This is a genomic window from Pseudomonas sp. 5Ae-yellow, assembly GCF_014077575.1.
Taxonomy (GTDB): domain Bacteria; phylum Pseudomonadota; class Gammaproteobacteria; order Pseudomonadales; family Pseudomonadaceae; genus Halopseudomonas; species Halopseudomonas neustonica.
The window spans coordinates 50816-71225 of sequence record NZ_JACGWE010000005.1 but is presented as its reverse complement, the minus strand read 5'-3'; the positions used below and the strand labels follow the sequence as shown (position 1 = coordinate 71225).

The window sequence follows — 20410 nt, the reverse complement described above, 5'->3', positions numbered from 1 at the left end:
TTTACTCCAGACGTCCAGTGCTATCCCGGCGCACATAGGCCTGTACCTGGTCATCAGGTAGCCGCTCGAGCAAGGGATTATTCCAGTCCATGATTTCACCCAATCCAATGATCAACATGCCGCCGGGCGCGAGCCGCGTCGCCAGCAGGTTGAGCAGATCGCGGCGACGCCAGCGACGGAAATAGATGAGCAGGTTCTGGCAGAAAATAATATCCAGGTCCCTGATAGGGGCCTGGGCCAATTCAAGAATGTTCAAGCGAGAAAAACACACCCGGTCACGCAGGGCATAGGCAACTTCGTAACGGTCATTCGGCAGGGTTTGCAGCCATTCGCGGCGCTCACGGTCGTCCAGTCCGCCCAGACGATTGCCAGAGTAAGTGGCGGCACGCCCCTGCTCTAGCGCCTTTAGGCTTATATCGGTCGCCCAGACGCCATATCCGCTGGCGTGGCCGCCCGCTGCAGCAATACTTTGCTCGCTGACAATGGCCAACGAGTAAGCCTCCTCGCCGCTGGCGCAACCCACACTCCATAGCTGCAATGGCCGCTCTGCGCCCCGATCAGCAAGCAGTGCGCTCAAATGCCGACCAATGGCATCGAACGAGGGCCGGTGCCGCATAAAGCTGGTTTCCCGCACCGTCAATCGATCAATCAGCGCAGACCATTCCACCGCGCCCGCCGCACCCTGCGTCACCTGATCATAGTATTGCTGATAGTCGGTGATGTTCAGCTCACGCATGCGCGTGCCAACGCTGGTCTGCAAAAACGTTCTGCGCTGATCACTAACGCACACGCCGGTACGAGCCTCCAGCAGTGTTTGCCACTGCCGAAATTGATGCGCGTCCATTTCCGGCAGCTGTTGCAACGACCAATTCTGCGTTGTCTGCACTTTATGCCCCTCGCTCCAGGCGAAACCGGAGGGCCGCGCTTGCAGCCTTCCGACTCAGCTTAGTCGTCCTGCTGCGGTAGCGTGAAGCCGTCAACCGACTGACGCATGGCCTCAGCCAGTTTCGCCAACTCACCAATGCTGCGTGCGGTGGTGGTGGTACCTGCCGAGGTTTGCGAGGTGATCTCCTGGATCACGTTCATGGTATTGGAAATGTGACCGGCAGAAGAAGCCTGCTGCCGTGCGGCGTTGGAAATGTTCTGAATCAAGGCTGCCAGACTGGTTGATACCTTCTCGATCTCTTCCAGAGCGACACCGGCGTCCTGTGCCAAACGGGCACCACGAACCACCTCGGACGTCGTCTGTTCCATCGAGATAACCGCTTCATTGGTATCGGTCTGAATGGTTTTTACCAGCGCTTCAATCTGCTTGGTGGCACCAGAAGAACGTTCAGCCAGACGCTGTACTTCGTCGGCTACCACCGCGAAGCCTCGACCGGCGTCACCGGCCATGGAGGCCTGAATCGCGGCGTTCAAGGCCAGAATGTTGGTCTGGTCAGCAATGTCGTTAATCAGACTTACGATGTCACCAATTTCCTGCGATGACTCACCCAGGCGCTTGATCCGCTTGGATGTGTCCTGAATCTGCTCGCGAATGGTATCCATGCCAACGATGGTATTCTGTACTACCTCGTTACCCTTGTTGGCGATGGCTACCGAACGTTCTGCTACCGCCGCCGATTCGGAAGCGTTGGCGGATACCTGGTCAATGGAAACCGCCATCTCGTTTACCGCGGCAGAGGCGCCAGCAATTTCCTGTGCCTGGTGCTCGGAGGCCTCGGCCAAGTGCATCGCTGTACCCTGTGTTTCCTGGGCAGCGCCTTCTACCTGCAAGGCCGTTTCGTTAATGGTCAGTACCAGTGCGCGGAGTTGGTCAATAGATTCATTGATAGAGTCTGCGATCGCACCCGTGAAGTCCTCGGTTACCGTCGCCTGGGCGGTGAGGTCACCGTCGGCCAAGTCACCGATCTCATCCAGCAGTCGCAAAATCGCTGCCTGGTTGCGCTCATTTTTCTCAGCGGTTTCAACCAGACGCTCGCGGGTTTCGCGGGTCATCTGCACACCGATCAGCAAAATGCAGCCCAAGGCAATGACGCCCAGCGCGTAGCCTAAAATACTGTTGATAACACGGGCATCAGCGCGACTCTCAAAGCCACTGGCCAACTCTGATACGTTTTCCAACAGCGACTGCGAATCGGTAAAGATTTCGTTGGCAGCGGAACGTACCTGATAGAGCTCCGGAGACGTCAGCAGAATCTGGTCAACAGAATCCGATACGTAGCGGAACAGCTCTTGAATTTCCTCGAGTCGGGCGGCTGCTTCCGGGTTGGTTACCTGCGTAATGCCAATAGCATCGTTGCCCTGCAACATACCCTGCAGTACGCGACCAAAGAGGCTGGCATCACGACCAAAACTGTCCGCTGCCATCACCGAGTCCTGGTCACCAGCGAGTACGCGGTTTACCGAACCAAGAATACGCTCGGCCAGCAATGATTGCCGCTGAGCGATGGCCACCTGATCGGCCGATGCGCCGCTGGTAATCAACAAATCAACCACGTCTTCATACTCGACCTGAAGCTGAGGCACGGTATCAGACAAGTTGTTGGCAACTTCGTGTAGGGACAATACCGTCGCCTGACTGGCCAAAATGGCGTCCGCATTGCGGCGTACTTTATCCCAGTCATCTTGCGCAGGCGCCAGCTGCTCCTGCAGCGAAGCGGGAGTCGGAGGAAGGCCGGTTTGTTCACGACCTTCTATCAGATAATCCCAGCGCTGCTGGAAGTCGTTACGCGCCGTCAACAGCAGACCAAAGGCTTCCGGCGTACCCGTAGCTGCCTCAGTCGCCGACTTGGAAATTTCCTGCGACAGTACGCGCAACTCACCTGCGTGGCCGATATATTCGGTGTCGTATTTACTCTGAATATTCAAATACAGGAAGTTGACGAACAGCAACAACAACGACAGGATCAGTACGGCGAACAGGCCGGTGAGCGTGCGGTTGCTTCGCATCGTGGACAGCATCTGTCTATCGAACTTTTTCATTTTATGGCCCCTACCTGGCCGACAGCCTTGTTGTTCTAGCTAACATGCTCCGATGCAGCAGCTCATCACCGGCCGCACCCCAAATACTGATCAAAGCGCTACGTCGAGAAACGCCTGATCGTGCGCTAATGCGCGAAAATTAAATACCAGCGCCTGTTGCTCGCCGTCATAGGCACCTATGACATAGGGACGCACCGCGTCATCAAGCTCTGGTAGGCGTTCACTGAAGGAGCTGACGGGCATGTGCTGCATACCCAGTAACTCATCGATCAGCAAGCCAACAAACAGGTCGTCACGATCCAGCACCAGGACTCGGCGCTGCTTGCGCGGCGCTGTGCTGGTGACACCAAAAAAACCGCTCATATCAACGATCGGTAATAGACGGCCACGCACATTGGCTACACCTCGTACCCAAGCCTTAACCCGGGGCAACGCGGTGTAACGTGGCTCATGCAGAATTTCACTGACCTCGCCCATGGCAGCGAGCATAAAGTGTCCTGCCAGCCGAAAGCCGACACCACTCCAGACTTCGCTCACCACATCTTGAGACGGCAAGCCGCTAGCCTGTGTGCGATAACTTTTGGCCAGCGTCTGCAATAGATCGAAGGGATGCTGTATATCTGACATGCCGAGTCTATTCTCGTTGTTATGCGGCATCGAACAAGCAGGATTTCCTAGCTGCCGAGTACCGATTTCAGTGTCTGGACCAGAGTAGATTCCTCGACCGGCTTGGTCAGGTAGTCTTTTGCACCCTGGCGTTTACCCCAGACCTTATCGGTTTCCTGGTCTTTGGTGGTGACTATAATCACCGGAATATTGGCAGTTTCCGGATCTTTGGTTAATTGACGAGTTGCCTGAAAACCGTTGAGGCCAGGCATGACAATATCCATTAATACAGCATCCGGCTTTTCCTGACGTGCAAGCGCAACGCCATCTGCCCCGTTCTCTGCCTTTAATACTTCATAACCGTGCTTTTCAAGCATGCCGGTGAGCTTATAAAGCTCGGTTGGCGAATCATCTACTACCAGAATACGGGCCATCGGAGTCCCCCGGTTAATTCAAAATTATGCAGCGGCGCTTATGCGCCCGCCGCACCAGCCATGTTGCCAGCCTGCGGCACATGCGCGCGAATAGCGCCAAGCAGCTCTTCTTTGCTGAATGGCTTGGTCAAATACTGATCTGAGCCTACTATCCGACCCTTGGCCTTATCGAACAGACCATCCTTGCTGGACAGCATGATCACGGGGGTGGAGCGGAAAGCGCTGTTGTTCTTGATCAGCGCACAAGTCTGATAGCCGTCGAGGCGCGGCATCATGATGTCAACAAAGATGATGTCGGGATGATTATCCGCAATCTTGGCTAGCGCATCAAAGCCATCAACGGCAGTAATCACGGTGCATCCGACTTTTTTCAGCAAGGTTTCCGCCGTGCGTCGAATCGTCTTGCTGTCATCAATCACCATGACCTTCAGGCTCTCGAAATTTTCTTCCATAAGACCAGCCTTTGTTATAAATGGTGGTTCAATTCTTTATGGCTGCGTCTTGCCAGCCGCTGACCAGCCAAATCCTTTTCGCGTACTTTTAGCATAGATTACTCGGCCAATCTATAAAGCTTACTCATGTCCAGCGCATCCATCCAGACTAGCCGACCTTTATTGCACACAGCATCAAGCGTTACACTGCATGCTTACCTCGAAACAGCGCGGAATACCTCTAATATGCCTATTCGTCTCGGCGTCGTCATGGATCCCATCAGCGCGATCCATTATAAGAAAGATAGCACCCTGGCCATGCTACTGGCCGCCAGTGAGCGCCAGTGGGAGTTATTCTATCTGGAGCCTCAGGATCTCTACCTTGCCGACGGACAGGCTATGGGCTGCATGCGTTCCCTGCAGGTACATGCAGACCCTGATCACTGGTACGACCTGGGCGAACAGCAGCAGCTCAGCCTTAGCACATTGGACGTCGTACTAATGCGCAAGGACCCGCCCTTCGACAATGAGTTTCTTTACGCAACCCACATTCTGGAAGCCGCTGAACGCGCTGGCGTCTTGGTGGTCAATCGCCCAGCCAGTCTGCGCGACTGCAACGAAAAGCTGTTCGCTACTCAATTCCCGCAGTGCGCGCCCGAACATATCGTTACACGGCGGGCCGACATTCTGCGCGAATTTGCCAAGCGGCACCGTGACGTCATTCTCAAACCGCTAGATGGCATGGGCGGTTCAATGATTTTCCGCATCAAGGAAAACGATCCCAATCTCAGCGTCATCATCGAAACACTGACCCGCCACGGCCAAGAACAGATTATGGCCCAGCGCTATTTGCCGGAGATCAAAGATGGCGACAAACGCATCCTGATGATCAAGGGCGAACCAGTACCCTACTGTTTGGCGCGTATCCCGCAGCAAGGCGAGACACGGGGCAACCTGGCCGCTGGCGGCCGCGGCGAAGCGAGACCACTAACCGAACGCGACCGCTGGATAGCCGCTCAGGTAGGGCCGACCCTGCGCGAGCGCGGCTTGCTGTTCGTTGGCCTGGACGTGATCGGCGACTACCTGACCGAAATCAATGTCACCAGCCCCACCTGTATTCGTGAGATTGACGCCGCTTATCAAACTGATATCGGCGGACAGTTAATGGACGCCATCGCCGAGCAACTCGCTGCCCGTTAATGCCGGAACCTGTGTCACCTTGCGCGCGGCCTGTCGCGCAGGTGACGCAGTGCATGGACTTTTCCCGGCACGCGGGGCAGACTTCACCGCATATCTGAATCACGTCGAAGCCTACGGAAAGCATGAATACAGCCGTAACACCTCCTACACCGCAGCCGCCGACTGTCACCGCCCGTGACCGTCTTGGCTTTACCTTGTTTATTGCTGCGGTGCTACACGCCCTGGTAATTCTTGGCATCACCTTCGACCTGCCTACGCCAAGTGAACTGTCCAAGAGCCTGGAAATCACTCTCGCCACCCAGCAGAGCGAGGAGCAGCCAGAGCAAGCTGATTATTTGGCGCAGCATAATCAGCAAGGTAGCGGAACCCTGGAAGAGAAAGCCGCTCCGAGCACGACAGAAGAGGCTGACTTTCAAGATAGCGAAATCAACAAGGTCACTCCGCAGCAACAGGTCAGCGCGCCACCACCCATGCCACAGGAACAAAAGGTCGTTACTACCAGCGCGCCGAAAATCGACCAGATCACCACTGCATACACCAAGCCCAAACCGACCGAAGCGCCACCGGCCAGCCTGCACTTTAATATGAGCACCCTGTCCAGCGAGATCGCCAGCCTGGAGGCCCAGCTTGCCGAAGAGCGTCAACAGTACGCACGCCGCCCAAGGGTATTGCGGCTCAATGCGGCTTCAACCATGCAGGACAAGGGCGCCTACTATAAAGATGCCTGGCGCCGCAAAGTCGAGAAAGTCGGCAACCTGAATTACCCGGCTGAAGCACGCAGCAACAAGATATACGGCAGCCTGCGATTACTGGTAGCGATCAATCGCGATGGCACCTTGCGTGAAGTGAGCATTCTCGAATCCTCCGGTAATACGGTACTGGATAACGCAGCGTTGCGGATCGTGCGGCTTTCAGCCCCGTTTACGCCTTTCACGGGTGATTTGATGGATGTCGACGTACTGGAGATTATCCGCACCTGGCGCTTTGAACCGGGCGATCGGGTATCCAGTTCATAAACTAGGAGCGGGCGCATCAACGCCCGCCCGGACCAAACCAGCCTTGCTCTGCAAGCACTTCCGCCCAATACTATGCGCATGAAACAGAGCATACCGAGCAACCTTACCCATCACTTTCTGATTGCCATGCCACACATGGCCGATCCGCGTTTTAATCACAGCCTGATTTATCTCTGTGAACACTCGGAGCAAGGCGCAATGGGCCTGGTGGTCAACCAACCCAGCGACCTGGACCTGGCCGACCTGCTTGACCAGCTTGACCCAGAGCTGGACGTTTGCGCGGAACAACAGTGCCAGGTGTTCAATGGCGGGCCGGTCGAGCAGGAACGCGGCTTTGTATTGCACCCTGGTCCGCAGCAGTGGGAATCCAGCCTGGATCTCGGCCCGCTACAGCTAACCACCTCCCGCGACATCCTCTCGGACATGGCTCGCGGCCTTGGGCCGAGCGAGGCTCTGATTGCGCTCGGCTACGCCGGCTGGGACGCACGGCAACTGGAGCAGGAACTGGCTGATAACGTCTGGCTAAGCTGCCCGGCCGACCACCAGATATTGTTTGCGCTACCCAGCGCAGACCGCTTGGCGGCAGCGGCACGCTCGCTGGGCGTGGACTGGACGCTACTGACCAGCCAGGCGGGCCACGCCTGATGGTCAAGCACCAGCGCGCCCTTGCTTTCGATTATGGCACCCGACAGATAGGGGTTGCCGTAGGCCAGACGTTGACCGGCAGCGCCGAGCCACTCATCAACCTGCGCGCTCGCGACGGCATTCCAGACTGGGATCACATCGGCAAACTGATCAAGGAATGGAAGCCGGATATTCTTATTGTCGGCTTGCCCCTGAACATGGATGGCAGCGAGAGTGAGATGAGCACCCGCGCCAGCAAGTTCGCCCGCCGACTGGAGGGCCGATTCAATCTGCCCGCCCAGTGCGTCGATGAGCGCCTATCCACTTTTGAAGCCAAACAACAGTTACGCGACCAGCAACGCACGCCCGGCAGTTACCGAGAAAATCCGGTAGATAGCCTGGCTGCTGCTCTGCTGCTCGAAACCTGGCTCGCCAGCCAGCCCAAGGAGATGTCATGAGCGCACTACCCGAGGTCGGCCCGTTACTGCAGCAGATGGCAGACCAGTTGAGCCGCTATCTGCAAGAACGGCAGATTGATGACCCGGCCTTCGTAGGTATACACACCGGCGGCGTCTGGATCGCCGAGGCTCTGCATCAGCAAGTCGCCCCCAATGCACCCATGGGTACTCTCGATATCGCCTTTTACCGCGATGACTTTGAACAACATGGCCTGCCACAGCGGGTGCGCCCTTCAGAGCTGCCTTTCACCGTAGATGGTCGCCACCTGATTCTGGTAGACGACGTGCTCATGACCGGGCGCACCATTCGCGCCGCGCTGAACGAACTATTCGACTACGGCCGCCCTGCTTCCGTGACCCTGGTCACCCTGCTGGATATCGAAGCGCGGCAATTGCCGGTGCGTGCCGACATCCTCGGCGCCAGCCTCGCCCTACCCGCTGGCCAGCGGGTAAAGCTGACCGGCCCCAGCCCACTGCAGCTCACCCTGAACGCCGCTACCCACTGAGACAGCCATGACCCAGATGCCGCAACACCTGCAACTGAACCACCAGGGCCAACTGCGCCACTTTCTTACTATTGAAGGTCTCTCCCGCGAGCTGCTGACAGAGCTCCTGGATACTGCCGACTCCTTCCTTGAAGTGGGCGAGCGCGCAGTAAAAAAGGTCCCGTTGCTGCGCGGCAAGACCGTGTGCAACGTCTTTTTCGAGAACTCTACCCGCACTCGTACCACCTTTGAACTTGCCGCCAAGCGCCTATCGGCGGACGTGCTCAACCTGAACATCTCGACCTCGTCCACCAGCAAGGGCGAAACACTGTACGACACGCTGCAGAATCTGGAGGCCATGGCCGCCGACATGTTTGTTGTGCGCCATGGTGATTCCGGTGCGGCGCACTTCATTGCCGAACACGTTTGTCCGGATGTCGCCGTCATCAATGCGGGCGATGGCAACCATGCCCATCCCACCCAGGCGATGCTCGACATGCTGACGATCCGCCGTCATCGCGGCGACTTCGAAAAGCTATCGGTTGCCATCGTCGGCGATATCCTGCATTCGCGAGTCGCGCGCTCCAATATGCAGGCGCTGAAAACCCTCGGCTGCCCGGACATTCGCGTCATTGCCCCGCGCACCCTGCTGCCTGACGGTATCGAGCAATACGGCGTGCGCGTTTTCAACGATCTGCGCGTCGGCCTGCGTGACGTAGACGTCGTTATCATGCTGCGACTACAACGCGAGCGCATGCAAAGCGGCCTACTGCCCAGCGAAGGCGAGTTTTATCGTCTCTACGGTCTGACCCGAGAAACACTGGCACTGGCCAAGCCCGATGCACTTGTCATGCACCCTGGCCCGATTAATCGCGGTGTCGAAATCGAGTCGGAGGTCGCCGATGGCCCGCAGTCCGTGATCCTCAAGCAGGTTACCTATGGCATCGCTGTGCGCATGGCCGTGATGTCGATGGCCATGACCGGACAAACCTCCCAGCGCCAGCACACCCAGGAAGCGAACTAAACCATGCGACTGACCATTGAAGGCGCGCGGGTAATCGACCCTGCGAGCCATTTTGACCAAATTACCGATCTGCATATCGCCGCTGGCCACATCCAAGCCATTGGCGCTGCACCCGAAGGGTTTACCGCCAATCAGGTAATCGACGCGCGTGGGCTGATCGCCAGCCCCGGACTGGTTGACCTCAACGTCAGCCTGCGCGAGCCGGGTTATAGCCGCAAAGGCAGCATCGACAGTGAAACCCGCGCAGCGGCAGCTGGCGGCGTTACCAGTCTGTGCTGCCCGCCCGACAGCCGCCCGGTACTGGACACTTCAGCCGTGGCCGAGCTGATCCTCGACCGCAGCCAGGCATCCGGCCATGCCCGCGTACTGCCGATAGGGGCGTTGACCCGAAACCTTGAGGGTGAACACCTGAGCGAACTGGTAGCCCTGCGTGATGCTGGCTGCGTGGCCTTTACTCAAGGCCTGAATCCAATGGGCAGTAATCGTATTCTGCGTCGTGCGCTGGAGTATGCCGCGACCTTTGATGTACCCATCATTTTTACCCCGCTCGACCCTTCGCTAGCCGAGGGCGGCATGGCTCACGAAGGGCCGACCGCGTCCAGACTAGGGCTGATCGGCATTCCGGAAAGCGCGGAAACTGTGGCGCTCGCCCGTGACCTTTTGCTGATCGAGCAAACCGGCGTACGCGCGCATTTCAGCGGGCTCACCAGCGCCCGCGCAGTAGACATGCTGGCAACCGCCCAGGCGCGAGGCTTGCCTGTCACTGCCGATGTCGCCGCCTACCAACTGCTGCTCTGTGATGAGGACCTCAATGGATTCTCCAGCCTGCTGCACGTTATGCCACCACTGCGCTCCGCTGCAGACCGCAGAGCGCTGCGTGAAGCAGTGCAGAGCGGCGTAGTACAAGCTATCGCGTCCCATCACCGACCACACGAGCCAGAGGTTAAGCGCGTGCCATTCGCGGCCTCGGCGCCCGGCATCAGTAGCGTCGAGATTCTCCTGCCGCTGGCACTGACGCTGGTTGCCGATGGCCTGCTGGAGCTGCCGGCCTTGCTGTCCCGCCTGACCACTGGCCCAGCTGCAGCACTCAATCTGCAGGCTGGACAGCTAACGCTGGGCGGCGCTGCTGATCTGACGCTGTTTGATCCAGCGAAGGCTTGCGAAATCGGCCGCAACTGGCTGTCACGCGGCGCTAATTGCCCCTTCATCGGCCAAGGCGCGCCAGCCGCTGTCACCCATACCCTGTGCAACGGAAAATTGGTGTACCAAGCCAACTGATCACGCCCCCTTAGTCGGGCTTATGCCCGACGTCACTTGACCATGAAAAGGATGTAGGTATGGCTGCCTTTGGCTTACGCGGTAAATCCCTGCTTGCCCTGCTGCTGGCTGGAATGCTGGCGTTACTGCCCGCTGGCCTGATCGGTTGGTCATTGCTGAGCAGTATTCACGAGCACTTCGGTGAAGCCTATGCGCGCAACGCAACGCTGCTCAGCCGAGAAAAAATTCGCACCCCCATCAGCCGTGAACTAGCGCTGTCACTTCGGCTAGCCAATTCTGAAGTCACGCTGCAGTGGCTGAAAGACCCGCAAGACGCCGCCAAGAAGGATCTGTTTTTCCGCGAAGCCGAGCGCTATCGCCAGGACTTTCGTGATCATGCCTACTTCATCGTCATGCTCAGTAGCCTTGAGTATTACTTCAACGGCAACGAAGAACCCGTCAGCATGCAGCCGCACTACACGCTGAACCGAGAGACAGCAGCAGACAGCTGGTTCTTTTCCACCCTGCGCGACACCGATAATTTCAATATCAATGTCGACTCTAATCCAGAACTGAATACCACCAAGGTATGGCTCAACATGGTGGTCAAGGACGATAGCGGCGAGGTGCTGGCCCTGGCGGGTTCCGGACTGGATCTTTCCAGCTTTATTCGCGACTTCATCGCCAGTGACGAGCAGGGTGTCACACCCATGATCCTCGACGCAGATGGTGCCATCCAGGCGCATCAGAATAGCAACCTGATTGCCCTCAACTCAGGCGCTAATGCGGATGCCAGAGCCGGTAGCAACCTGCTCGACATGCTTGGTAGCGACAGCGAAAAACAGATGGTCATCCAGGCCATGCAAGCCGTGAAGGCCAACCCGGATGATGTGCGTATTCAGCCGATTACACTCGACGGCAACGCCCAGCTCCTCGCGCTAAGCTATATCCCTGAGCTCAATTGGTTTGTCGCCAACGCCGTCGATCTTAACAGCGCCCAGGTCATTGACCGCACTTGGCTCACCCCTGTTCTGATCGGCCTGGGTGCCCTACTGATCATGCTGATTCTGCTGTTTGCCTTTGCAATTGAGCGACTATTGCTGAGCCCGCTACGCCAACTCCGTTTAAGCGCGCAGGCGATCGCGGCTGGACGCTACGATGTGGCCATGCCACGCACACGCAATGATGAAATTGGCGAACTAAGCGACGCCTTTGACACCATGGCCAAGAAAGTACGTAGCCATACGCATGAGCTGGAAGAGCGCGTTCAGGAACGCACCCGCGACCTGGAGGAGCTCAACCAGAGCATGCATGCTGCGCGCAAGAAAATTGAAGACTCGATCGACTACGCCAGTCTTATTCAACGTTCGATTCTACCCAGCCGCGATCTGGTCAATGAGCTCGGTCAACATCACACAGTGCTATGGCGGCCGAGGGATGTCGTGGGTGGCGACTTCTATGTATTCCGCAGCGACAATCAGCAGTGCCTGTTTGGCGTGGTTGACTGCGCCGGCCATGGCGTCCCCGGCGCACTGATGACCATGCTCGCGCATGCTGCACTGGATCAAGCCATCAACGACTGCGGCATGGCTAATCCGGCCGCGATACTGGAGCGTACCGATCAAATAGTGCGCAATATGCTGAGCGATTCGGCTGAATACAAATCGATTGCTACCAACATGGATGTGGGGCTCGCCTTTGTCGACTTGAGCCAGCGTCGAGTGGTATTTTCCGGTGCCAAAATGGCACTTTATTATAGCGATGGTCGTAGCGTAGAACACGTTGCTGGCGCTAAACGCGCACTGGTCGACAAACGCATTGGCGACTACCGCAATACCGAGGTAGCACTGGACGCCGAGCGTACTTTCTATCTCTGCACTGACGGCTTTCTGGATCAGGCTGGTGGCGAGCAGGGGTTTGGGTTTGGCAACAGCCGTTTTGCCGAGATGCTATGCCAACATGCCAAATTGCCGCTGCAGCAGCAAAGCGCGGCTTTCAGCGATACACTGGCGGCCTATCAGGGCGACTATCCGCAGCGTGACGACATAACCATGCTCTGCTTCCGATTTGACTGAGCCGAGCGAAATACAAATACACAAACGCAAAGGAGCTGTAATGGAAGATATTGATCTTTTTGCCATGCGTGAGCGCTTCAATAGTCAGCAGATCATGCTGTGCTTCAACGGTCCCATTTCACGCAGCCTGATCGAAGAAATCGGTAACGCACTGCGCAATTATCTTTCCGCGGATCACGCCCATCCCAGTGCGGCAATGGACGTGTTTGCGGTCTACATTGAAATGACCCAGAACATCAGTCACTACGCTCGCGAACGGCAGTGGAGTGAGCAGGAAGCTGGCGCTACCGTTGTGGTTTCACGCAACCAGGACGGCCGCTATGTGGTTTCTGCCGGAAATCTGATTGAAATGACCGATGGTGAGCGGCTGCAGCAAGCCGTTGCAGGCCTGGCAGAGCTCGACAAGGTTGAGCTGAAGGCCGCTTACAAGGAACAACTGCGCCGCCCGCGTGATGAAGTGCGCCCCTCAGGTGCCGGCCTTGGCCTTATCGATATAGCGAGAAAGTCCAGCGAGCCACTGCAGGCCTCCTTGCAACCACTGGCCAGTGGACGCGGCTTTTTCAGCCTGCGCGCTGTTATCTGATCAAGTAACGAGTTTAAGAATATGACCGATTTTTCTATCCCAAACTCTCAGTCAACACCTGAAATCCGCAGTGACTGGGCCAACGGCAAGCTTTACATGGCGGGTGATTCCTACCCGGAAAACTCTTTCGATATGTTCCAGCAAGTCTTTAACTGGATCGAGAGCTATCTGGAGCAGAACCAGTCAGAACTGACACTGGAACTGCGCTTGCTGTACCTCAATACCAGCAGCGTGAAAGCCATGATGGATATTTTTGATTTGCTGGAGGCGGCCCATCAGGATGCCAAGCCGGTTCAGGTATCCTGGTACTACGACCCACAGAATGAGCGGGTTGCCGAGCTAGCCGAAGAGTTCAAGGAAGACTGTACCTTCCCATTCGATATTGTCAGTCAAGCCTAGAGTCCAAAATGAAACAACTCAACCAGAGCCTTGAAGCGCGTATCACCGAGTTGCTGGATGACCCGACGCAACAGGACAATCCATTGCGCGAGCCACTCGGCTCACTGTGGGCCAACCATCAGGACCTGGCGCGGCGCATTGACCGGATCAGCCACATATCCGATGCCTATCAGAGCATGGCTAAACTGCAGGAGCAGTCGCTGACCGAACGCTTGAACAAGCAACTACGCCAGCTGGAAAAAGTGGCGCGTATATCCGATCGCTACCAGAACATGATGCGCGATCTGAATGAAGCATTGCGCGAAGCGTCGACCCATGACTCCCTGACCGGACTGGCCAATCGTCGCCTGCTGGTTGAGCGCCTGAAAAAAGAGACCGAACGATTTATTCGCTATCAGCGCCCCTTCAGTATCGCCATGCTGGATGTCGACCACTTCAAGAGCATCAATGACCAATACGGCCATGAACTCGGCGACAGTGCACTGACCGAAATCGCCCGGGTGCTTGACGCCGAAATACGCGAACAGGACCTATGCGGCCGTTGGGGCGGTGAGGAGTTTTTGATTTTAATGCCGGAAACCAGGGCCGATGCAGCAGCGCAGGTTCTGGAACGGGTACGCGGTGCGATACAGCGCCTGGCCATCCGCGCGCAAACTGACTCAGTCAGCATCACCATCAGCGCGGGCATTGCCGAGCATCAGCCAGGTGAAAGCTATTCCGAAACGATCAACCAGGCAGATCACGCCTTGCTTGTCGCCAAGCGCGGCGGACGGAACCAACTGAGCACCGCCCGCACATCGCTTACCGACTAACGCCGTGTCGGCATGTGGGGCGCGTTCTCGTCTTCGTCTTCTAACGCGAAACCGCCGCTATCATCGCCCATGAGATGCTTGCCATCGGTTTCCGAGCCGAGCTTGATCATCAAACGCAGATCGTTAGCCGAGTCGGCGTGCAGCAATGCATCTTCATAGGTGATCTCGCCCTGGCTATAGAGCTTGTAAAGCGCCTGATCGAAGGTTTGCATACCCGCCTCGGTGGAACGCGCCATGAGCGGCTTGAGCTCATGTACTTCGCCCTTGCGAATCAGATCCGCTGCCAGCGGCGTATTCAACAGCACTTCAATAGCCGCTCGGCGCCCCTTGCCGTCCGGAGTCGGAATCAGCTGCTGGGCAACAATAGCCTTGAGGTTAAGCGATAAGTCCATCCATACCTGCTGATGCAACTCGGTAGGGAAGAAGTGAATGATGCGATCCAGCGCCTGGTTAGCGTTGTTGGCATGCAGTGTCGCCAAACACAGGTGACCGGTTTCGGCAAAGGCCACGGCATGCTCCATGGTTTCCTTGGAGCGCACCTCGCCAATCAGAATCACGTCCGGCGCCTGCCGCAAGGTATTCTTCAGGGCAATTTCAAAAGAGTCGGTATCGATACCCACTTCACGCTGGGTAACAATGCAGTTTTGGTGCTGGTGAATAAATTCGATAGGGTCTTCGATCGAAATGATGTGACCGCTGGAATTTTTGTTGCGATAACCAATCATGGACGCCAGTGAGGTCGACTTACCCGTACCGGTCGCCCCGACAAACATAACCAACCCACGCTTGGTCATCGCCAGCTGCTTGAGCACCTCAGGCAGGCGCAGATCTTCCATCGTCGGGATATTGATCTCGATGCGACGCAGCACCATGCCCACCAGGTTGCGCTGATAAAACGCGCTGACCCGGAAGCGACCAATACCACGCGCGCTGATGGCGAAATTACACTCACGCTTCTCGGCAAATTCGCGGCGCTGTGACTCGGTCATCACACCAAGGACCGTTTCGCGGGTCTGTTCTGGCGACAAGGGGGTTTTCGTCACCGGCAGAATTTTGCCATTCACCTTCATGCTGGGTGCAACACCGGCCGTGATGAAAAGGTCAGACGCACCCTTATCAACCATCAGCCGCAACAGCTTTTCAAACTCCATGCTATGCCTCTTTTATCCTTCACGGCAGGCCACTCGGCGCCCACCCAAAAATGCCAGTCTGTTTAGAAGCTGTCCACGGCCTTGGCTTTCTCGCGCGCGCTGTCCTTGGTAATCAAACCCTTGGAAACCAGGGTCTTCAAACACATATCGAGGGTCTGCATGCCGATGTTGCCGCCGGTCTGAATCGCCGAGTACATCTGCGCGATCTTGTCTTCGCGAATCAGGTTACGAATCGCCGGCGTGCCAATCATGATTTCGTGTGCAGCTACGCGCCCGCCGCCTATTTTCTTCAGCAGCGTTTGCGATATAACGGCTTGCAGCGACTCGGACAACATCGAGCGCACCATGGATTTTTCTTCGCCGGGGAACACATCGACAATACGGTCAATAGTCTTGGCCGCAGAGGTGGTGTGCAGAGTACCGAAGACCAGGTGACCGGTTTCGGCCGCTGTCAGTGCCAGGCGGATGGTTTCAAGGTCACGCATCTCGCCGACCAGAATGATATCGGGATCTTCCCGTAGTGCCGAGCGAAGCGCTTCGGCAAAGCCCAGGGTATCGCGGTGAACCTCACGCTGGTTGACCAGACACTTTTTCGACTCGTGAACAAATTCGATGGGGTCTTCGATGGTCAGGATGTGCTCGTACTTGGTGCTGTTAACGTAGTCCACCATGGCAGCCAGACTGGTGGATTTGCCCGAACCGGTTGGTCCGGTTACCAGTACCAATCCGCGCGGGTTGCCGGCAATCTTTTTGAACACATCGCCCATCCCGAGGTCATCCATACTGAGGACCTTGGAGGGAATGGTTCGGAACACGGCGCCAGCACCGCGATTCTGATTGAAGGCGTTAACCCGAAAGCGAGCTACGCCAGGTACTTCGAAGGAGAAATCGGTTTCGAGGAACTCTTCAAAGTCCTTGCGCTGCTTATCATTCATGATGTCGTAGATCAGCGCGTGCACTTGCTTGTGTTCCATGGCCGGAACGTTGATCCGGCGCACGTCGCCATCCACACGAATCATGGGCGGCAATCCTGCCGACAAGTGCAAGTCCGACGCGCCCTGCTTCGCGCTGAAGGCTAACAGCTCAGTAATATCCATAGGGTTCCCCATTACAACCTGCAAGCATGTAGAATGCTGTCAGAGTCTATTCGATTGGCAAGGTATTAACGTCAGTAATGTCCACGATAGCAGAGAATATTGCAAACGTTCGTGAACGCATACAGCGCGCCGCCGCTGTTGCCGACCGCGACCCCGATACCATTACCCTGATGGCGGTGACCAAAACCCGTCCCGCCAGTGCTGTCCGCGATGCCTGGGCAGCAGGCGTACAGAATATAGGGGAAAACTACCTGCAGGAAGCGCTGGAAAAGATGACTGCGCTCTCCGACCTTCCCTTGATCTGGCACTTCATTGGCCCCATTCAATCAAACAAGACGAAAACCATCGCCGAGCACTTCGACTGGGTACACAGTGTCGATCGCCTCAAGATTGCCCGGCGCCTGTCCGACCAGCGACCCGAAAGCATGCCGCCACTGAATATCTGCTTGCAGGTCAATATCAGTGGCGAGGAAAGCAAGTCCGGCGTTTCCCTGGCGGAGCTACCGGAACTGGCCAATACCATTGCTGCGCTGCCGCGCATCAAGCTGCGCGGGTTAATGGCCATTCCTGCTCCGGCTGAAGACAGCGCGGCCCGTCGCGCGCCCCTGGCCGCTCTGCGTGAGGCTCAGGCAGCGCTCGCGCTGCCGCTGGATACGCTATCGATGGGGATGAGCGACGACCTGGCCGAGGCGATTCAGGAAGGTGCCAGCATAGTGCGCATCGGCAGCGCCCTGTTTGGTGCACGCGACTATTCAACTCCACCCACGCATTCTGAGCGAGGTTCCAATTAAATGACTGCTCCTACTATCGGTTTCATCGGCGCCGGCAACATGGCCACCAGCCTGATTGGCGGCATGCTGCAGAAGAACATGAAGCCCGAGCGCATCATTGCCAGCGACCCCAAGCCAGAACAGGGCGCTGCACTGCACAAACAGTTTCAGATTCGCACGGTTACCGACAACGCCGTATTAGCCGCTGAATGCGACGTGCTGCTGCTCGCGGTCAAGCCGCAGGTGATGCAGGCTGTTTGCCGCGCCCTGCCGACTGAGCGTAAACCAGGCCAACTGGTGATTTCCATTGCTGCCGGTATCAGCTGCGACAGCCTGGCCGCCTGGCTCGGTGACGCAACCCCCATTGTCCGCTGCATGCCCAATACGCCATCGCTGCGTGGCCAAGGCGTCAGCGGCCTATATGCTACCGCAGCCGTCAGCGACGAACAGAGAGAACTGACCGAAACCATCCTCAATGCCGTCGGTATTAGCGTATGGCTGGAAGAAGAAAGCCTGATCGACGCGGTCATCGCTGTCTCCGGCAGCGGGCCAGCCTATTTCTTCTACATGATCGAATCCATGATCGATGCCGGAGAGAAACTGGGATTACCACGCGATACCGCAGAACGTCTGGCCTTGTTTACCGCACTCGGCGCAGCCGACATGGCAGTCAACAGTGATGTCGATGTAGCTGAACTGCGCCGCCGCGTCTGCTCACCCGGGGGCACTACCGAGCAGGCAATCAAGACCTTCCGCGAAGAAGGTCTGCCGCAGATGGTTGATAACGCGATGCAGGCTGCTGCCAAACGCGCCGCTGAAATGTCCAAAGAACTTGCCTGAGGAAACACCATGACCGGCCTGAACATGGCAGCTATTTACATCGTACAGACCCTCGGCAGCTTGTATCTGCTGATCGTTCTGCTGCGCTTTATCCTGCAACTGGTGCGCGCGGATTTTTACAATCCGCTGTCGCAGTTCATCGTGCGCGCCACCAAGCCGTTACTGATGCCACTGCGTCGCATCATCCCAGGCTGGGGCGGCATTGACTTCGCCTCGCTGGTGTTGGCACTGATCCTTCAGCTGGTGCTCATGGCAATCATCATCAAACTCATGGGCTTCGCGTTGCCAGGCATACTGCAGCTGCTGGCCTGGTCCCTGGTTGCGATCACGGCGCTCTTTCTCAAGGTGTTCTTTTTTGCGCTGATCATCAGCGTGATTCTGTCCTGGGTGGCACCCGGCAGCGCAAACCCGGCAGCAATGCTGGTTAACCAGCTGTGCGAGCCAGTGCTGGCTCCGATCCGCAAGATACTGCCCTCACTGGGCGGCCTGGATCTTTCGCCTATCTTTGCTTTTATCGCGCTGAACCTGCTGCAGATGCTGGTGATCACCAATATGGCGATCGCCACCGGCATGCCCAAGGGGCTGACGCTCGCGCTGTGACGCCTTTTTATAGCTGGCGTGGCGAAGACCTGCTGCTCGACTGCCATCTGCAACCCGGAGCGAGCCGTATTGGCTTTGCCGGGTTGCACGGCGAACGGCTAAAGATTCGTATCAGCGCGCCGCCAGTCGATGGCAAAGCCAACAGCATGTTGCTGGCCTTTCTGGCCAAGTCTTTTGGCGTTTCCAAACGCGAGGTAGTATTGGTCAGCGGCCAGACCAGTCGACAAAAACGCGTTGCCATCAGCGCCCCGCGACAATTACCGGAAGAGCTGGCAATCCAGCGTCCTTGAATATTGCACCGGCGCCGTTAGACTGGCGCCTCGATTGTTGGCCCTTCGCCTGCCCGCGATGCGCAGCCTTCCGTTCATCTCGGTAGGCCATTGTGAAGCCGGCCACCTCACACTGGAAAAGATTATAAATGTCCACACTACCTGCTGACTCTGTCGGCCTGGTTACCCCCCAGCGGCATACCTTCAGCGATCCGTTGCCACTAGCGTGTGGCAAGGCGTTGGCATCCTACGAACTGGTCTACGAGACCTATGGTCAGCTCAACGCAGGGGCTGACAATGCGGTGCTGATCTGCCATGCACTGTCCGGCCATCATCATGCCGCCGGTTACCACAGTATTGATGAGCGCAAGCCTGGCTGGTGGGACTCCTGCATCGGGCCGGGCAAAGCCATCGACACCAACCGTTTTTTTGTCGTCAGCTTGAATAATCTTGGTGGCTGTCACGGCTCCACCGGGCCATCCAGTATCGATCCCGAGACCGGCAAAGCTTACGGTGCCAGCTTCCCGGTGCTGACGGTCGAAGACTGGGTGCACAGCCAGGCGCGGCTGGCCGACGTACTTGGGATAAAGCAATGGGCTGCCGTGGTTGGCGGCAGCCTCGGCGGCATGCAGGCGCTGCAATGGGCGATCAGTTATCCAGAGCGTATTCGCCACTGTGTTGCCATCGCCACCGCGCCCAAACTGTCGGCGCAGAACATCGCCTTTAACGAGGTAGCACGTCAGGCAATCACCACCGACCCCGACTTTCACCATGGCGATTACGCCGCCTTCGGCGTGATACCCAAGCGTGGCCTGATGCTGGCACGTATGGTGGGCCACATCACCTACTTGTCAGACGACTCCATGGGCCGCAAATTCGGCCGTGAGTTACGCAGCGAACAGCTCAACTACGACCTCACCAGCGTGGAGTTCGAGGTTGAAAGCTACCTGCGCTACCAAGGGCAGGAGTTTTCCGGCCGCTTTGACGCCAACACCTATCTGCTGATGACCAAAGCGCTGGATTACTTTGACCCAGCGGCGGCACATGGCGATGATTTGGCGAAAACCCTGTCCGGTATTCAGGCGCATTGCCTGGTCATGTCCTTTACCACCGACTGGCGTTTCTCGCCGGAGCGCTCGCACGAGCTGGTCAACGCGCTCTTATCAGCCAAGAAACAGGTCAGCTATCTGGAGATTGAGGCTGCGCAGGGGCACGATGCCTTTCTGCTGCCCATCCCCCGCTACATCGAGGCCCTGAGTGGCTACATGAACCGTATAGAGGTGACCTCATGAGC

General features: G+C 57.2%; 23 protein-coding genes. 16 read left to right on the top strand and 7 right to left on the bottom strand.

The features are described 5' to 3' along the window. Position 1: 1 nt before the first annotated feature. From H4J77_RS05035 to H4J77_RS05015, 5 genes are all read right to left on the bottom strand, one after another. Entirely contained in the window at positions 2 to 886 is an 885-nt protein-coding gene (locus H4J77_RS05035; protein ID WP_182247304.1) for a CheR family methyltransferase, read from the bottom strand. 59 nt (positions 887 to 945) lie between these two features. Further along, positions 946 to 2985, bottom strand: coding sequence for a methyl-accepting chemotaxis protein (locus H4J77_RS05030; protein ID WP_182247302.1), 2040 nt, complete (start codon positions 2983 to 2985; stop codon positions 946 to 948). 90 nt (positions 2986 to 3075) lie between these two features. Beyond that, on the bottom strand, positions 3076 to 3612 hold the full coding sequence (locus H4J77_RS05025; RefSeq protein ID WP_123888223.1) for a chemotaxis protein CheW: 537 nt from the start codon (positions 3610 to 3612) through the stop codon (positions 3076 to 3078). A 47-nt stretch (positions 3613 to 3659) separates the two neighbouring features. Then, entirely contained in the window at positions 3660 to 4025 is a 366-nt protein-coding gene (pilH, locus tag H4J77_RS05020; protein WP_123888222.1) for a twitching motility response regulator PilH, read from the bottom strand. Positions 4026 to 4063: 38 nt separating this feature from the next. Beyond that, on the bottom strand, positions 4064 to 4477 hold the full coding sequence (locus tag H4J77_RS05015) for a PleD family two-component system response regulator (protein WP_123888221.1): 414 nt from the start codon (positions 4475 to 4477) through the stop codon (positions 4064 to 4066). Positions 4478 to 4702: 225 nt separating this feature from the next. On the opposite strand from H4J77_RS05015, the gene gshB reads away from it, so the two are divergent. The 11 genes from gshB to siaD all read left to right on the top strand — a co-directional run bounded on the left by gshB (position 4703) and on the right by siaD (position 14389). Beyond that, complete coding sequence (gshB, locus tag H4J77_RS05010) at positions 4703 to 5656, top strand: glutathione synthase (protein WP_123888220.1); 954 nt, start codon at positions 4703 to 4705, stop codon at positions 5654 to 5656. A 122-nt stretch (positions 5657 to 5778) separates the two neighbouring features. After that, positions 5779 to 6672 carry an energy transducer TonB gene (locus tag H4J77_RS05005; RefSeq protein WP_182247300.1) on the top strand — a complete coding sequence of 298 codons (894 nt, stop codon included), beginning with the start codon at positions 5779 to 5781 and terminating at the stop codon, positions 6670 to 6672. 78 nt (positions 6673 to 6750) lie between these two features. Beyond that, entirely contained in the window at positions 6751 to 7317 is a 567-nt protein-coding gene (locus H4J77_RS05000; protein ID WP_182247298.1) for a YqgE/AlgH family protein, read from the top strand. After that, complete coding sequence (gene ruvX / locus H4J77_RS04995) at positions 7317 to 7754, top strand: Holliday junction resolvase RuvX (RefSeq protein ID WP_123888217.1); 438 nt, start codon at positions 7317 to 7319, stop codon at positions 7752 to 7754. The genes H4J77_RS05000 and ruvX overlap by 1 nt, the downstream gene beginning before the upstream one ends. After that, positions 7751 to 8260 carry a bifunctional pyr operon transcriptional regulator/uracil phosphoribosyltransferase PyrR gene (gene pyrR, locus H4J77_RS04990; RefSeq protein ID WP_123888216.1) on the top strand — a complete coding sequence of 170 codons (510 nt, stop codon included), beginning with the start codon at positions 7751 to 7753 and terminating at the stop codon, positions 8258 to 8260. Before ruvX ends, pyrR begins: the two co-directional genes overlap by 4 nt. 7 nt (positions 8261 to 8267) lie before the next feature. Further along, on the top strand, positions 8268 to 9263 hold the full coding sequence (locus H4J77_RS04985; RefSeq protein WP_123888215.1) for an aspartate carbamoyltransferase catalytic subunit: 996 nt from the start codon (positions 8268 to 8270) through the stop codon (positions 9261 to 9263). 3 nt (positions 9264 to 9266) lie between these two features. Continuing rightward, a complete protein-coding gene (locus H4J77_RS04980; RefSeq protein ID WP_123888214.1) occupies positions 9267 to 10541 on the top strand; it encodes a dihydroorotase in 1275 nt (424 codons plus the stop codon). Between the two features lie 59 nt (positions 10542 to 10600). Continuing rightward, positions 10601 to 12595 (top strand): biofilm regulation protein phosphatase SiaA, encoded by a 1995-nt coding sequence (gene siaA, locus H4J77_RS04975; RefSeq protein ID WP_182247296.1) that lies wholly within the window; start codon positions 10601 to 10603, stop codon positions 12593 to 12595. A gap of 40 nt (positions 12596 to 12635) precedes the next feature. After that, positions 12636 to 13178, top strand: coding sequence for a biofilm regulation protein kinase SiaB (siaB, locus tag H4J77_RS04970; RefSeq protein WP_123888212.1), 543 nt, complete (start codon positions 12636 to 12638; stop codon positions 13176 to 13178). Positions 13179 to 13199: 21 nt separating this feature from the next. Beyond that, a complete protein-coding gene (gene siaC, locus H4J77_RS04965; protein WP_182247295.1) occupies positions 13200 to 13577 on the top strand; it encodes a biofilm regulation phosphoprotein SiaC in 378 nt (125 codons plus the stop codon). 8 nt (positions 13578 to 13585) lie between these two features. Continuing rightward, positions 13586 to 14389: a biofilm regulation diguanylate cyclase SiaD gene (gene siaD / locus H4J77_RS04960; protein ID WP_123888210.1), complete on the top strand. Its 804-nt coding sequence runs from the start codon at positions 13586 to 13588 to the stop codon at positions 14387 to 14389. Here siaD and H4J77_RS04955 read toward each other — a convergent pair. Further along, complete coding sequence (locus H4J77_RS04955) at positions 14386 to 15540, bottom strand: PilT/PilU family type 4a pilus ATPase (RefSeq protein WP_123888209.1); 1155 nt, start codon at positions 15538 to 15540, stop codon at positions 14386 to 14388. The two genes, siaD and H4J77_RS04955, sit on opposite strands and share 4 nt — an antisense overlap. A gap of 62 nt (positions 15541 to 15602) precedes the next feature. After that, positions 15603 to 16637, bottom strand: a complete 1035-nt coding sequence (locus tag H4J77_RS04950) for a type IV pilus twitching motility protein PilT (protein WP_123888208.1) — start codon at positions 16635 to 16637, stop codon at positions 15603 to 15605. A gap of 77 nt (positions 16638 to 16714) precedes the next feature. Between H4J77_RS04950 and H4J77_RS04945 the strand changes: the two genes are divergently transcribed. From H4J77_RS04945 to H4J77_RS04925, 5 genes are all read left to right on the top strand, one after another. After that, a complete protein-coding gene (locus H4J77_RS04945; RefSeq protein WP_182247294.1) occupies positions 16715 to 17428 on the top strand; it encodes a YggS family pyridoxal phosphate-dependent enzyme in 714 nt (237 codons plus the stop codon). Next, complete coding sequence (gene proC / locus H4J77_RS04940; RefSeq protein ID WP_182247293.1) at positions 17429 to 18247, top strand: pyrroline-5-carboxylate reductase; 819 nt, start codon at positions 17429 to 17431, stop codon at positions 18245 to 18247. It abuts the gene before it with no gap. A 9-nt stretch (positions 18248 to 18256) separates the two neighbouring features. Beyond that, on the top strand, positions 18257 to 18847 hold the full coding sequence (locus tag H4J77_RS04935) for a YggT family protein (protein WP_182247292.1): 591 nt from the start codon (positions 18257 to 18259) through the stop codon (positions 18845 to 18847). After that, on the top strand, positions 18844 to 19137 hold the full coding sequence (locus tag H4J77_RS04930) for a DUF167 family protein (RefSeq protein ID WP_123888204.1): 294 nt from the start codon (positions 18844 to 18846) through the stop codon (positions 19135 to 19137). Before H4J77_RS04935 ends, H4J77_RS04930 begins: the two co-directional genes overlap by 4 nt. A 128-nt stretch (positions 19138 to 19265) precedes the next feature. Continuing rightward, positions 19266 to 20408, top strand: a complete 1143-nt coding sequence (locus H4J77_RS04925) for a homoserine O-acetyltransferase (protein WP_123888203.1) — start codon at positions 19266 to 19268, stop codon at positions 20406 to 20408. The last annotated feature ends 2 nt before the right edge of the window (positions 20409 to 20410 follow it).

Bases quoted from the DNA above. Each gene is read 5' to 3' on its own strand.
- pyrR (WP_123888216.1), top strand. From the start codon at position 7,751: ATGAGCGCACTACCCGAGGTCGGCCCGTTACTGCAGCAGATGGCAGAC.
- ruvX (WP_123888217.1), top strand. From the start codon at position 7,317: ATGGTCAAGCACCAGCGCGCCCTTGCTTTCGATTATGGCACCCGACAG.
- H4J77_RS04935 (WP_182247292.1), top strand. From the start codon at position 18,257: ATGACCGGCCTGAACATGGCAGCTATTTACATCGTACAGACCCTCGGC.
- H4J77_RS05025 (WP_123888223.1), bottom strand. From the start codon at position 3,612: ATGTCAGATATACAGCATCCCTTCGATCTATTGCAGACGCTGGCCAAA.
- H4J77_RS04980 (WP_123888214.1), top strand. From the start codon at position 9,267: ATGCGACTGACCATTGAAGGCGCGCGGGTAATCGACCCTGCGAGCCAT.
- H4J77_RS04945 (WP_182247294.1), top strand. From the start codon at position 16,715: ATGTCCACGATAGCAGAGAATATTGCAAACGTTCGTGAACGCATACAG.
- H4J77_RS04925 (WP_123888203.1), top strand. From the start codon at position 19,266: ATGTCCACACTACCTGCTGACTCTGTCGGCCTGGTTACCCCCCAGCGG.
- siaC (WP_182247295.1), top strand. From the start codon at position 13,200: ATGACCGATTTTTCTATCCCAAACTCTCAGTCAACACCTGAAATCCGC.
- siaD (WP_123888210.1), top strand. From the start codon at position 13,586: ATGAAACAACTCAACCAGAGCCTTGAAGCGCGTATCACCGAGTTGCTG.
- H4J77_RS05000 (WP_182247298.1), top strand. From the start codon at position 6,751: ATGAAACAGAGCATACCGAGCAACCTTACCCATCACTTTCTGATTGCC.
- H4J77_RS05030 (WP_182247302.1), bottom strand. From the start codon at position 2,985: ATGAAAAAGTTCGATAGACAGATGCTGTCCACGATGCGAAGCAACCGC.
- siaA (WP_182247296.1), top strand. From the start codon at position 10,601: ATGGCTGCCTTTGGCTTACGCGGTAAATCCCTGCTTGCCCTGCTGCTG.
- H4J77_RS05005 (WP_182247300.1), top strand. From the start codon at position 5,779: ATGAATACAGCCGTAACACCTCCTACACCGCAGCCGCCGACTGTCACC.
- pilH (WP_123888222.1), bottom strand. From the start codon at position 4,025: ATGGCCCGTATTCTGGTAGTAGATGATTCGCCAACCGAGCTTTATAAG.
- proC (WP_182247293.1), top strand. From the start codon at position 17,429: ATGACTGCTCCTACTATCGGTTTCATCGGCGCCGGCAACATGGCCACC.
- H4J77_RS05015 (WP_123888221.1), bottom strand. From the start codon at position 4,477: ATGGAAGAAAATTTCGAGAGCCTGAAGGTCATGGTGATTGATGACAGC.
- H4J77_RS04985 (WP_123888215.1), top strand. From the start codon at position 8,268: ATGACCCAGATGCCGCAACACCTGCAACTGAACCACCAGGGCCAACTG.
- gshB (WP_123888220.1), top strand. From the start codon at position 4,703: ATGCCTATTCGTCTCGGCGTCGTCATGGATCCCATCAGCGCGATCCAT.
- H4J77_RS04955 (WP_123888209.1), bottom strand. From the start codon at position 15,540: ATGGAGTTTGAAAAGCTGTTGCGGCTGATGGTTGATAAGGGTGCGTCT.
- H4J77_RS04950 (WP_123888208.1), bottom strand. From the start codon at position 16,637: ATGGATATTACTGAGCTGTTAGCCTTCAGCGCGAAGCAGGGCGCGTCG.
- siaB (WP_123888212.1), top strand. From the start codon at position 12,636: ATGGAAGATATTGATCTTTTTGCCATGCGTGAGCGCTTCAATAGTCAG.